The organism is Ignavibacteriales bacterium, from assembly GCA_026390595.1.
GTDB lineage: Bacteria > Bacteroidota > Ignavibacteria > UBA10030 > UBA10030 > UBA9647.
In genome coordinates, this window is record JAPLFQ010000032.1 from 60,172 (window position 1) to 73,945 (window position 13,774).

Sequence of the window (13,774 nt, forward strand, 5' to 3'; positions counted from 1 at the left end):
CCGGCCTCTTTTTCAAATGCCCATATGAAAACACGCAAGAGCGGTATCTGGAACACTCTGTTTGGAATCCTGCTTACTGTCTCTCTCGCTTTCTCACCCGGAGCGTTTACTGGCATTGCTCAGTTGCCAGAATACCTGGAGGTTCAGGTCGGGGCTGACAGACTCCTGTCCGAATACAGCCACCTGATCAACGGGAAGAGGCTGGCCCTCGTCTCCAACCACAGCGGGCGACTCTCGGATGGCACACATCTCGCCGACGCGCTCTTCAGATACAAAAACACCAGGCTGATGGTTCTCTTCGGCATGGAGTTCAATATCAGGACGAACGACTATTCACTTCCACGCGACAAAGAACAAGATGTAGACAAAGAGACCGGCCTCGTGAAGTATTCGCTCTATGGCGACGTCCACAAGCCCACTGCCGATATGCTGCGCGACGTCGATGTCATCGTGTTCGACATTCAGGAGGTCGGCACGCGGTTCTACGAGCATGTCAATGTTCTCGGATTCGTAATGGAGGCAGCGGCGGAGAATAACAAAGAGGTCATTGTGCTCGACCGCCCCAATCCGCTCACCGGACTGCAACCGGACGGTTTCCTCCCTGATGACGAGTTCCTCTACCGCTTCGGGTCTTTTGGCAAGATACCAGTGCTTCACGGGATGACTATGGGAGAACTTGCCCGGATGTACAACGATGAGACCATGCTGCGCGGAGGACGCCGGGGGAAGCTTCACGTTGTTGAGATGAAGGGATGGAACCGACGGATGTGGTTTGACGATACAGGATTGCCATGGAGAAAGCCGTCACCGAATCTCATCACGCTCAGCTCGGTTATCGCATACACGGGGACATGCCTGTTCGAAGGTATCAACATATCGGAGGGACGCGGGACGGACAGACCTTTTGAATATGTCGGCGCTCCATGGATCGATCACCTCAAAGCCGCAGAATTGCTCAATGATCTTCATCTCGATGGAGTCGTGTTCGAACCGGTGGAATTCACTCCCGAGAAGAAGCCTCATCTGAGCCGCGAGCCTGAACTGAGCGGGCAGCCATGCAAAGGGATTTTCGTCCACGTGACCGATCGGAACAAGGTGAGACCTTACAGGGCCGGCATTGCGCTGGTTTGGGCATTCCATACACTGCATGCTGACAAAATGGCGTGGGACGAAAACGTAATCGAAAGGCTGACCGGAACGAAGAGATTTCTGAAGATGATTCGAGCCGGAGCTCGGCCCCGGGAAATCTACTCTTCATGGGGGGATGAGCTAACCCGGTTCGCAGAACGAAGCAGCAAGTATCTGCTCTACCGGTGAGCAGAACACATCAGTATGCATCAAAAACAAACGGGCGAGTAATCCTCGCCCGTTTTTCATTCCATCTGCTTCAGCCCCGCTTAACGAAGCAGAGTCCCAGGATCGAGATTCGGCGACTCGATATCCTTGAAATACTTCACCGTCCCAACCTTCAGCTCCAGCGTTGCCTCGTCGTCGGTGACGATGATGCCGTGCGGATGAAGCTGGAGGGCGCTCACCGTCCACATGTGATTCACGCCGCCTTCGACAACGTTCGCCAGCGCACGCGCCTTCTTGTAGCCATTGATAATGATCAGCACTTCTTTCGCATCGAGGACTGTTGCCACGCCGACGGTCAATGCAGTCTTCGGCACCTTCGCCGTGTCGTTGTCAAAGAATCGGGCGTTGGCAATAATCGTGTCCAGCGTCAGGGTCTTCACTCGTGTCCTTGAAGAAAGCGATGATCCCGGCTCATTGAATGCGATGTGGCCATCGGGCCCGATGCCGCCGAGGAACAGGTGGATGCCGCCGATCTTCTTGATCCGGGCCTCGTAGTCGGTGCATTCCTTCTCAAGGTCCTTCGCGTTCCCGTTCAGGATGTTGACGTTTTCCTTCTTGATATCGATATGCTTGAAGAAGTTGTTCCACATGAATGAGTGGTAGCTCTCAGGATGATCTTCGGCGAGGTTGATATACTCGTCCATATTGAACGATACGACGTTTTGGAACGACACCTTGCCAGCCTTGTGCATTGCCACCAGTTCCTTGTAGGTTCCAAGGGGCGATGATCCGGTGGGAAGTCCAAGCACAAACGGCCTATCCGGCGCCGGGTTGAAATCGCGGATCTTGCGGACCACGTACGATGCAACCCATTTACTGACCAGATCATAATCAGATTGTATGATGACTCTCATGCGAGTTACCTGCCTTCCTTAGTTCTTTTTGTATTTGTTGAAGTAATCCGGCAAGTGAAGCTTTACTTGTTCTTCCAGTTCCTGATCTGTGATGGACGACATCCTTCCATCCTTCTCGTACTGGTCCATCACCCATCGGAAAATCTTCGCCACCTTCATCACAGTCAATCGTTCTTCGCCTTTGAGCCCGAGGAATTCGTTCACCCAGAGGGCGACACCATCGGATCCCGATTTGTCCGTAATGGAAACGCGTGGCGGACGGTTCAGAAGCGCCGTCGTGTCGAAAATATTGTAGATCTGCTCAAACTTCCTGAGACCGCCGGCGTGGATGCCGGCCCGCGTTGTGTTGAAATCTCTTCCCACGAACGGATAATTCGTCGTGAGCTGCGTACCGATGACCTTCTCGTAGTATTGCGCCAGTTCCGTAATTACCTGGAGATTCACGCCGTTGAGTCCGCCTTTGAGTGCGACGTACTCGATGACCGCTCCTTCGAGCGGCGGATTTCCCGTCCGCTCCCCAAAGCCGAACAGCGTGGAGTTCAGTGCATTCAATCCATAAATCCATGCGCTCGCGCCGTTGGTGTGAACCTTGTGAAAATCATTGTGACCGTGCCACTCGAGCCGGTCTGCCGAGACTCCGATTTCGTTTCTTAACCGCCATATCATCTTCGGGATCGACCGCGGTTCGGCTGCGTTCGGATACGAAATACCGAACCCCATCGTGTCGCACAGACGGATTTTTACTTTCATATGGTCGGGGACCTGCTCGCTGAGACGCTCGAGTCTCTGTACGAACGGGTAGACAAACCCTGCAAGATCTGCGCGTGTTACATCTTCCAGATGGCAGCGCGGCCGGACGCCAGCCTCAAATGCGGCTTCGACGACCTCTACATACTGATCCATCGCCTGTTTGCGCGTCTGATTCTGCTTGTGAAAAATATGGTAGTCCGACGATGACGTGAGCATGCCGGTTTCTTTCAACCCCATTTCCTTCACAAGGCGGAAATCCCCCTTGTTCGCCCTAATCCATCCGGTGATTTCGGGATAACGGAGATTGAGTGCACGACAGGCATCGATCGTGGCGCGGTCATTTTTCGTGTACAGGAAAAACTCCGATTGGCGGATAACGCCGTTCGGACCACCGAGTCGTGACATCATCTCAAAGAGAGCGACCATCTGCTCCAGCGTATACGGCGGGCGCGCTTGCTGCCCATCGCGAAACGTCGTGTCGGTGATGTGAATATCGCGCGTCTTCACCTCGTGAGGATCGAACTCGACAATCTTCCCGTCGATCAGTTCGTGGATCTTCCCCTCGAAATTGATGAGCGGGGGAAGCGTGTAGGGAAATGACTCCTCAAGAAGATTGGGGGATGACACGTCCTTCAGCTCGTAGGTCTTCATCGCTACTCCTCCTGTTGTGTAGAGTCATGGCTTCGCCCGTTCCCCCACCATTCACGCTGCCAACGCATTCACGGTCAGCCGGGGCACAGCGAAACCTAGACAGTGCTTGATGCTATCAAGGCCCTGAATTGCTCTTTCCGCGTTCGAATCGCCGCTCCCTCTGCGGCAAGCTTCTGCACGACGCCGTTCGTCTCGATCGTGCCCCGAACGGCTTCAAAGTCCTTCTGCATATCTTCGCCCGACTGATGAAGCCCGTAGCCGATCTTCGCGAAGGTACCGAATTCCTTCTTAGAATCTTCGATGATGATCCCCTGCAGCGATGTCGCGGCATTCTCCCAATCGTCCGCGGCCGCGAGCAGCTGATCCTTCGTCACATTCTCGAGCTGAATGCCGTACTCCTTCGCATACGCTTCATACACGTACTGCCATTCGTCAGTACGATATGCATCGTACATCGCCTGAAATTCCACAAGCAACGCCTCGTACGAGGACACCGCCCCCGCTGCGACACGTGTCTCGAGGGAAACCATTCGCTCGGACGGCGTCAACAGCCCGCTGATGTCGGTCCATTGGGCGGAGTGTTGGAGAATCGCCGCCGGTTTCAATGATGCCATCGCAGCGGACCAGTTCTTTTCATTTGTGAGTGCTTGCTGGATTCGCTGCATTACCTTGTCCTGAAGGTAGCGGGTGATCGCAAGAGAGTAGAACTTGGCCCCTTTTTTCAACAGCAACCGGCTCAACTGTGCGCCACCGTAGGTCACGTACGATTTCTCCTTCGGAACGCTCACGCTGAGAGCAAGAAGATCGTCCCGTCCGCGTCTCATCTTCTCGACGGTGTAGGGAGAAAAGACATCAAAGATAATCAGATCGCGTTTCTTCGGCGCCTTGCGGCCGTCACGTTTCGGCCATTTCTCTCCATCCCGCACGGTTCCGACCGACACCAGGTTCATGCCGGGAACAACCTTTGAATTTCCATCCTCTTCTGAAATATAAGAGAATGGGAGGTTCGGCAGGTCAAGGTTTGCATAGTGCTTGCCGATCACGACACTAAACGCCCCGATATGCGCTTCAAGCAGAAGATACGAGAACGAGCCGGTCTTCGATCCACGTTCGAGAATGCCCTGATGGACCGGGCCGAGCTTGTACATGTGATTGCTCTGGTTTGTCCCGCTCCCTGCATTATAGAAAGAGAACACTCCCGCAATCAGAAGTGTTGACTTATGGTGTGTGACGGTATAAGGTCCGCCAAAGAGCGATACGGCCTCGCCGTGAAACGCTTCGCAATTCGCGAAGAACAGAGAATTCTCGGCGGAAAACTGCTTTCCCATCTTGACGGCCTGACCGACAAAAACCTTGTCGAGCACCGCACCGCTTTCCACCCGGGCTCCTTCGGACAGGATGAACGATTTCGCCTGTACTCCCTCGCCAATCTCGGACGGATGTTCCGCACAGCTGTTGATCGTACCATTTTCGAGGAACTGCGTACCATGGACATTTGCTTTGACGCCGAAGTTCACGTTGTGAATCGTCCCACAATGCACTATCCTCGCTCCGCTGCTGACGCGTCCCTTCTCTGCCTTGGCCTCCTTCGCTTTCGCTTCGACCAGTTCTTCGAGCTTTTTTGTGAATTCGGTGTTGTGCCGGATCATTCCCTGAACGTAGGCGGTCTGAGATGTGAGATCGTTGAGAATTCGGACGCCCCTCCCTCCCCCTTCATTGATCGTTTCGAGCTCGATCCCGTTGCCGAACGATGCCCCTGCATCAGCGACCAGAGCCGCGACATCTTGAATGAGGACGTCATTCTCTATAACGTAGTTCGCTACAACGGATCCGATATTCGCGATCCGCACATTGTCTCCGATGTCGCATCCGGCGATGGATGCCGAATAGATGCCGTTCGGCATTTCGATTGCGTCAACATTCTGCATGCCGCTCGTATCGCCGATACGGACGATTCCTGAAAAGTGCGCATTCCGTATTCTCGCCACGTCGCATCCCGGCGAGATAGTGATCTGCCCCCAGTCGGCTGCAGTGCAACCCTGTTGCACGAGAGTTTTCGTTTGTTCGTTGGTGAGTTGATGATATGTCATAGAAGGACCGCGCGTGGTTTCAGTTTTGAATTCAGGAGAAACGCCCAGCACGTTGCAGGAACGAGATCAACGGGAAATCTCTGCCGATGATCTGGCGGACATCACAACGATGGTACAAGATTCTACCAAAACAGCAATTGAACTTCAAGAACAATCAGACGATGCGAACAGAAGCGCTCCGGACACCGGTGCTCACAACTCGGGCAATCCCATGTTTTCTTTTTCGATGTCCCTGAAGTACTTCACCGTCCCGACCTTCAGCTCCATTGTCGCCTCATCGTCGCAGACGATCATTGCATGCTCATGCAGCTGGAGCATCGAAACCGTCCACATGTGATTCACTTCGTCTTCGAGTATCTTCTGCAAGGCCCGGGACTTGTTGAATCCGCTTATCACCATCACGATTTCCTCGGCGTCCATCATAGTCCCAACCCCCATCGTGACCCCGGTCTTCGGTACCTTGTTGATGTCGTTTCCGAACCACCGTGCGTTTGCCGCCCGCGCACCGTGCGTGATAGTCTTGATGCGCGTCCGGGAGGAAAGCGACGATCCGGGCTCGTTAAAACCAATGTGCCCGTCCGGCCCGATGCTCCCGAGAAACAGGTGGATCCCTCCCGCCTTCTTGATGCTCTCCTCGTAATTCCTGCACTCAGCGTCAAAATCGGCGACGTTGCCATTCAGGAGCCGCACATTGTCGGGATTGATATCAATGTGGCTGAAGAAGTTGTTCCATAGCACCGAATAGTGGCTCTGCGGATGGTCCTCGGGTATGCCCGCATACTCGTTGAGGCCAAATGCAACCACATTCCGGAACGTCACATTCCCATCCTGGTGCAGGCTGATCAATTGCTGGTAGGTACCGACGGGAGACATTCCAGCCGGCAAACCAAGGACAAATGGCTTCTCCGCTGTTGGATTGAATTCCTTGATCCTCTTGGCGATGTAGTACGCCGTCCACTTGCTCAATGCCTCGTAGCTGTCGTGAATGATGATTCTCATGCGGAGATTCTCCTTTGGCTAGAGCATGATCCTGGCATCTGCGACGAAACAACCGCCGCCTTCGTCATTCACAATCAGTGGATTAATGTCGAGCTCTTTGATCTCCGGAAAATCGGTCGCCAACGCAGCAAGGCGCTGGATCGCCTCCTCCACACTGCGAATATCACGCGGCTTTTTGCCCCGCGCTCCTGCCAGCATCGAATATGCCCTGATTTCCCGTATCATTTCAGACGCGGAACGAGGCCCCACAGGCGCAACGCGGAAACTGACGTCTCTGAATACTTCCACAAACAGTCCGCCCAATCCAAACATGATCACGGCCCCGAACGATGGGTCACGCTTCACTCCCAGGATGACCTCTTCACCTTTCGAAACCATCTTCTGGATGTAGATGCCTTTAATTCGCGCGCCCGGCTTCGCCTTCTCGACGTTTTGCAGGATGGAATCATATCCCTCTCCCGCAGCCTCGGCGGTCCGTATATCCAGAAGCACTCCCTTGACATCGAACTTGTGCACGATGTCATCCGAATCGACTTTCATCACAACGGGGAACCCGATACGCCCGGCGATACTGATCGCTTCCTGTCTCGACTTCGCGAGCCCCGATGGCAACGTCGGCAAGCCATACGCCTCGAGAATCGTGACTGATTCTTCTTCGGGCAGATAGTTTCTGCCAGCGGCGATGGCGTTCTGAATGACGGCACGCGCCTTTTCTTTGTCCAATCCCGAAAACGTCTGCACTTCCTCGGATTTCGTATCGCGATGATGCTTGAAAAAGAGGGCGCTCGCATAGGCGCGGCACATCGACTCCGGAAGAATGTAATGCGGTATGCTGCGCTGCTGGAGGATATCGATACCAACCGCAACATCCTTCTCGCCCATGAACGACGCGTACGCCGGTTTGTCGAACTTCCCAACAGTGTCGCACACTTCTACGGCAATGTTCTCGATGTCCGTCATCGATTGCGGCGTCAGGATGACCAGTACTCCATCGACTCCCGGATCCTGCAGCGCTCCGCCCAGAGCCACCTTGTAACGATCGGCTCTGGCGTCCCCAATCACATCCACAGGGTTCTTGATGTTCGCTGTTGCCGGAAGGCTCTTCTTGTAGATCTCAAGTGTGGCATCCGAAAATTTCGCAAGCTGGAGATGCTGCTTGATTGCGGCGTCCGTTGCAAGCACACCCGGTCCACCGGCGTTCGTGATAATCGCGACGCGTTTTCCCTGGGGAAGCGGTTGGTACGCGAGTGCGATTGCGTTGTTGAACATTTCTTCGATTGTCGTGCAGCGGATGATGCCGGCTTGCCTGAAGGCGGCATCGCATACCTCGTCGCTTCCAGCGAGAGAGCCTGTGTGAGAGGCGGCAGCTGCGGCACCTTCGCTTGTCCGGCCGGATTTCAAGATCAGTACCGGCTTTCCGGATTCGGAAATAATCTCCTGCGCTGCCTGCATGAGCGCGACACCGTCCGTGATCTCCTCGAGATAGACGAGGATGACTTTCGTCTTCGGATCGTTTTTCAGGTAACGCATCAGATCGATTTCGTTGATGTTCGCCTTGTTGCCGAAGCTGACGAACTTTGAGAAGCCGATGTGTTTGGCCTGAGCGTAGTCGAGGACTGCGGTGCAAAGGGCGCCGCTCTGAGAAAGGAACGCGATGTTTCCTTCCTGCGGCATCTTGCGAGCGAACGATGCATTGAGGTGAGAAAGCGGATCGGTGTTGATGACGCCGAGACAGTTCGGACCGATGAAGGAGATGTTGTGCTTCTGTGCGATCGCCTTGATCTCTTCTTCCCGCTGTTTGCCGGCCGCGCCGACTTCACGGAAGCCTGCCGATATAATGATCGCAGACTTGACTCCTTTTTGTCCGCACTGTTCGAGAGCCAGGTTGCAGACGCTGCTCGGAAACACGAGGATAGCGAGATCGACGGGATCGGGAATGTCGATTACGTACTTGTATGCCCGCACGCTGGCCACCGAGCGTTCCTTCGGGCTGACAGGGTACACAATTCCCTGAAAGTTATCCTTCAGGATGTTCGCAAAGATGTCGTGCGGCACAGTGCCGACGACACGGTTTGTGCCAAGGACGGCGACGGATTTCGGATAAAATACGTGCTCTAGGTCCTTCGCAGGCGGAACTGAAGTTTGAGACATTGTACCTCCCCAGGTTGTCTACTTCAGATAGCCAGCGATGAATTCGACCGCGCCATCTACTGTCGCCACTTCGCGCGCCTTCTGCTCGTCCATCTGTATGTTGAACTCCTCTTCGAACGCGGCGATAAGCTCGATGCTCTGCATCGAGTCGGCGCCGAGATCGAACGAGAAATTTGCAGTCGGCGTGATCTCCTTCACATCCACCTTCAATACCTGAGCAGTGATCTTCTCTACTCTCGCCTTGATCTCAGACTTATCCATTGCTTTCCTCCATGTGGAACTTGTGAATATCGTCTAAATGTAATGGTGGGAATAACTTGAACAATATACGTACCATCTTTGGCATCTCAAAGGAATAAGAGAAAAACGGCGGAATGCGGCAAAAGTTCGCAAAATCTAGAAATTTCCGGAGTGCTTTTCCAGAATTCCTTTCGCGGCCGACGCGGGCTGGGGAAGGCCGGATCCTTGCGTGCGCTGATAGGCTAGCAATAGTCCCCTCGGAGGCGGCTGAACCGGGCGGGCACGGCCGTCGCTCGATGGGATCCCCAGACGGCAGAAAGCCGCCGGAAATAGTCATGAGCTACCCTTTCATGGGATTGACGGCGTTGCTCATTGAGAACGCCGTGCCTATCTAGGGACTCAAAGATACTGGGGGTGTTTCAGGGAGGGGAAATGGGGGAAAATCGTTGGAACGGGGAAAGAGACCTTCTTGCAGTGCTCTCATGCCAAAGTTTGGTCAAAACCTGCTAGTATCGCGTCTCTGCAGTTGTCTGAATAAGTCCCGTCAGGGACGAGATGTACATTGATTTGAAAACAAGCTGTTTTCCGAGAACTCCGTCAGGAGTGACATCTCAAATTATTCAAGGTACTTGCTAAACGTGACACTAGGAGAAAGAAATACCCGGGTTTCCTCCTGCAAGAAGGATGGGGTTGGGAAAAAAACCTAGATTCTGGAATACCTCCGGGTAGCCGCAGCGAAGCATCTCTTTCGCGGGTTCGGCTGGGGTGATTGCAGCATCCCTTCAAAGCACGCTGCAGCTACCAGCGGGAGGTGGTGGGAGTCAGTTGGCCGGACCTTGAATCCAGACGCCACTGCTGTGTGAGACGGGTTGTTGAGATTCTTTGTCAGCAGGTTTCGTCAGAGCTTTTCGGACTTCGTTTTCTGTAATCACCAGCCTAAGGCCGGGTCTGTCCGCTTCGCTCCTGGGCTTTGCCATCTGCCAGATACTCGGCAATGCGCCAAAATATGATTTTCGAAACTCTTCCATCGTCATCCCTGTGGTATTCTTGAAGAGCCGGGCGCCGACATCTTCCCGCAAACCCAAATCGAGACAAATCACTTTGCAGAGAGCTTCCGACGTGAGAAGACGCTCCTTCATCCGGCATACCCTCGACTCCCGGATGTACCTGCTCAGGCTCACCTTCTCCGTTCGGTAGAACGATTGCTTCAATTTGTCGAGAGGGCAGTCTAGTTGTGTCGCAACCTGCTGGGCCTTTTTCAACGTGGTGAGGTTTGAAGAAACAAAGGACTTCACTTGAGGTATGTCGATCGTCATGGCGGGATCTCCTGCGTAGTTGAGGATTGAGGGAGCGTGGATTGTGGAGCAGCGAGTCGTTTGCGAAGAGCCAAGGTCACACATGGTGCGATCCTTCGGTTGGACTGGAATGAACGATATGTTCGAAGCAGGATCGAAATGATGATCGGAGCTTCGACGATCAGGGGCGGGACTGACCAGTTGCCGGGTTGAGATCAGGAAGAACGAGGGACACCTTGACCGCCCATGCGAAAATAATGAGGGCAAGAGTCAAAGTCAAGTTAAATTACGGAATATATCCGAGATATTGCGGAATCGGCCTGTAAACCGATTGGCATTTTTTTGAGGACTATTGTTTTCGAGCTGTCGGGATACCGAGTCTCTTCATGCGATATCGCAACGTGTCTTCGGTCATCTTGAGGAAGCGGGCGGCTCGGCTTTGATTGAATTCGAACTTCTCCAGCGTGCGCATCAGGATCCCCTTCTCGATGATCTCCATCGCGTTGTCGAGCGCGAATTCCGCCCCCTCATCGATGCGCGTGATGATGCGCGAGAGCTCTGCCTGCTCATTGACGAGCCCGGCCGGGAGCCGGAACACCTCTTTGTCGTTCGACAGCACGATGCTGCGCTCGACCATCCTCTTCAGTTCCAGGACATTTTCCTTCCACTCCTGGCGCACGAGGACACCGATGGCATTGGAATCGATGATCATTCCTTCTATCCCGAGATCCTTGCCAACCTGAGCGACGAAATACTCCACCAACTCCGGGATATCATCGCGCCGTTCGCGGAGCGGTGAGATCATTATCATTTCCCACCGCTTTGTCTCCTCAGTGACCCCGGGGAGAACTGTCCCCGCCTTCACCGCTGCCCCGATCGGACCTTGAAGCAGGAAAATCAGGCGCAAATCGCGCTTCTCTTTCCGGAGAAAGGCGAGGAGATCACACACCGAGCTCTGAGCTGTCAGCCCCGAGCGATCGATGTCTTCGAAGATCAACGTCGTACCATCAACCAATTTGAAATTCCCATGGTCCGGGGCGATCGGGTTGTAGAGCTCTCCGCTTTGCATGGCCAAATCGACCAACTTCCTCAGCCGGCTCGGATCGATGACGGCGATGTTCAAACGAACACATGGCTTCCTGGCATCCTTGCTCTCATTATGTATGGCTTCGGCAGTCAATCCCTTGCCGACACCCGATTCACCGATGATTACGACGTCTTTCCTGCCACGAGCCAGTCTTTTCACATCTTCACGAAGTTGCCGCGTGGCCGGACTTGATCCTACGATCTGCATAGTGCGAAACCTTTCATTTGTCTCATTCTGTACGCGCCTTCGTGACGTCTTTCGTCTGTACGTCCTTTGGCTGAATGAGAAACCTCTGGTCAAGCTCGTTCGGATTCATGAATTGCCGCAACACCCAGTTGTCGAATGCGTCGCGCCAGCGGGTGATGCGGGAGGCATCGGTCGCCAACCGAATCTCATAAAAGCGACCTTCAACACTTTGAATAAATCTAAGGCGTAAGATGAAAAGGAAGAGAAGCACGATCATGATTCCCGTTGAAAGGTACATCCCAAGATGCGCGAACGCAGCATAGGCATCCCATTGCCGAACCGTTGTGAAGGCGTAGTGGTGAAGGGCTTCACAGGAACAAAACACCAGAAGGCACCAGAGAATTTTTTCAAGGTACGCGCTCTTTGGAGGATCTGCTATGAATTGGTAAATAATGAAAACGAGTATACAACCTATTAGTAGAAGCGATATCAACACGCAACTCCTCCATAGCGGCCTGTAAACAAGCAGATATACGGCATCACCCTGACAATATGGCCACAATTCCAAAACTCGAGCCTCCTTAGCCCGAAGGACATCCTGATTCTCTGGGCGAATCCCAATCGTCAAGGGTGCGACGGACGCAATCAACGCTAAAGATGGTCGCTCCATCCCATCCTGATGAAGCTCTTGAGTCGCAAGTTGGATAGCTTTGTAGTCCTTAATATCCGTTGTTGTGTACAAGTATTTCGGGTTGGCGTAGTATGCATAGAACAAGGATATCCATATGGTTCCGACGACAGACACAGCGATGAAGTACTTTAGAGGCAACCTCAGTTTCTGAAAGCTCAAATGAACGACAAGGAAAACCACACTCACGGCTAGCAACAGGAAATACAATTGCGTTCGGTATTGGTGCTCATAGAAACCAGCCCACGTATCAAGCGGAAACCACCACAGCTTTGCCAATTGGTACAGTTGAGTCCAGAACCCATTTATGAAGAAGACGACGGCGAGATTCACGAAAAGGGCTCTGATCTCAGGTTGGGCTTCCTTCTTAGAAAGGATCCATGAAACACTTCCGACCAAGGCACTGGCCTCTGCAAGAACGATTACGCACACACGGTCGATACCATCCGCACTCATCGCCATCACTCCTGCGAAGTTGATGACTGCGAAGGGACACCACATCATCAAGATTTTCTTGTAGAGTCTCATTCCTTGAAATAGGCCTGAGCCCGCTCCTTTAATAAGAAAATCGAAACTCGGTGTATCCGTCCACAGGAAAAAAAGGGTATTCATGAGCACAGCACCCCACCTGTCACTCCGAGTATACACCTTTTTCAAAACTCAGTCAAGAGTTTTTCCGACTACTTTCCGAGATATCTCGGATAGCGATTTGCAATTCGAATCGCAACTGGAGAATTTCAGCGAAGGACTCTCCTCACCGAGCCGCCTCTCTCACCCATTGTCAATTCCAGCAATAGCAAAAGACCCTTCGATTCTTGAGAAGCGAATCTGGGAATCCTCCCATTTCTGCGAGCAAAGGATCGAACACTGCGAAAATTATGCGATTGTTGAAGATGTCCCCAATGGCATATTTCTTGACAATCGTGGCTGTCAGACATGAAAACGTCCATCCTTGGAGAGGCAGAGTAAACATGGTCGCAGAAGAACCAGTGTATTCCATTGGCAGTGTCGCCAGAATGCTTGGCGTATCAGTTTTCACGCTCAGGATGTACGAGCGTGAAGGACTGATCATCTCCCACAAATCCAACACAAAACACAGACGCTACAGCCAGAACGACGTCGAGCGGATCAAATGCATCCGCCGCGCCATCACTGAACTGAAGTTCGGCATAGCCGGCGTCAAAGGAGTCTATGCCCTTATCCCCTGCTGGAGCATCGTCAACTGCTCCGCAGAAGACCGGGACAATTGTGCCGCATACAAGGGACACTCAAAACCATGCTGGACGCACAAACACGAGTCCAATACATGTTCCTCCAGGGTCTGCAGGCAGTGTCCAGTGTATCAGAAACTGACAGATTGCGCAAAAGTAAAAGAGAGCATATTGCTCGCCTCACAGCAGTCGCAAGCATTCACTCCTCATCCATGA

11 protein-coding genes are annotated in these 13,774 nt (G+C 53.2%); 2 read left to right on the top strand and 9 right to left on the bottom strand.

All coding sequences use genetic code 11. From position 1 onward, the window contains the following. The first annotated feature begins 24 nt into the window (after positions 1-24). Positions 25-1,317 (top strand): DUF1343 domain-containing protein, encoded by a 1,293-nt coding sequence (locus NTU47_17255; protein ID MCX6135557.1) that lies wholly within the window; start codon positions 25-27, stop codon positions 1,315-1,317. An 80-nt stretch (positions 1,318-1,397) separates the two neighbouring features. Here the strand turns inward: NTU47_17255 and nagB (NTU47_17260) are convergent, their stop codons facing one another. From nagB (NTU47_17260) to NTU47_17300, 9 genes are all read right to left on the bottom strand, one after another. Beyond that, positions 1,398-2,210, bottom strand: a complete 813-nt coding sequence (gene nagB, locus NTU47_17260; protein MCX6135558.1) for a glucosamine-6-phosphate deaminase — start codon at positions 2,208-2,210, stop codon at positions 1,398-1,400. Between the two features lie 18 nt (positions 2,211-2,228). Next, on the bottom strand, positions 2,229-3,611 hold the full coding sequence (locus NTU47_17265) for a hypothetical protein (GenBank protein MCX6135559.1): 1,383 nt from the start codon (positions 3,609-3,611) through the stop codon (positions 2,229-2,231). A gap of 95 nt (positions 3,612-3,706) precedes the next feature. Next, complete coding sequence (locus tag NTU47_17270) at positions 3,707-5,701, bottom strand: DUF4954 family protein (protein ID MCX6135560.1); 1,995 nt, start codon at positions 5,699-5,701, stop codon at positions 3,707-3,709. 192 nt (positions 5,702-5,893) lie between these two features. Further along, complete coding sequence (gene nagB, locus NTU47_17275; GenBank protein MCX6135561.1) at positions 5,894-6,700, bottom strand: glucosamine-6-phosphate deaminase; 807 nt, start codon at positions 6,698-6,700, stop codon at positions 5,894-5,896. An 18-nt stretch (positions 6,701-6,718) separates the two neighbouring features. Next, positions 6,719-8,851: an acetate--CoA ligase family protein gene (locus tag NTU47_17280; protein ID MCX6135562.1), complete on the bottom strand. Its 2,133-nt coding sequence runs from the start codon at positions 8,849-8,851 to the stop codon at positions 6,719-6,721. Between the two features lie 18 nt (positions 8,852-8,869). Then, positions 8,870-9,112: an acyl carrier protein gene (acpP, locus tag NTU47_17285; protein MCX6135563.1), complete on the bottom strand. Its 243-nt coding sequence runs from the start codon at positions 9,110-9,112 to the stop codon at positions 8,870-8,872. An 800-nt stretch (positions 9,113-9,912) separates the two neighbouring features. Next, positions 9,913-10,407 carry a hypothetical protein gene (locus NTU47_17290; protein ID MCX6135564.1) on the bottom strand — a complete coding sequence of 165 codons (495 nt, stop codon included), beginning with the start codon at positions 10,405-10,407 and terminating at the stop codon, positions 9,913-9,915. A 328-nt stretch (positions 10,408-10,735) separates the two neighbouring features. Then, positions 10,736-11,680: a sigma 54-interacting transcriptional regulator gene (locus tag NTU47_17295; protein MCX6135565.1), complete on the bottom strand. Its 945-nt coding sequence runs from the start codon at positions 11,678-11,680 to the stop codon at positions 10,736-10,738. A gap of 22 nt (positions 11,681-11,702) precedes the next feature. Next, positions 11,703-12,875: a hypothetical protein gene (locus NTU47_17300; protein MCX6135566.1), complete on the bottom strand. Its 1,173-nt coding sequence runs from the start codon at positions 12,873-12,875 to the stop codon at positions 11,703-11,705. Positions 12,876-13,249: 374 nt separating this feature from the next. Here NTU47_17300 and NTU47_17305 point away from each other — a divergent pair, with 374 nt between their 5' ends. Further along, a complete protein-coding gene (locus tag NTU47_17305; protein ID MCX6135567.1) occupies positions 13,250-13,774 on the top strand; it encodes a MerR family transcriptional regulator in 525 nt (174 codons plus the stop codon).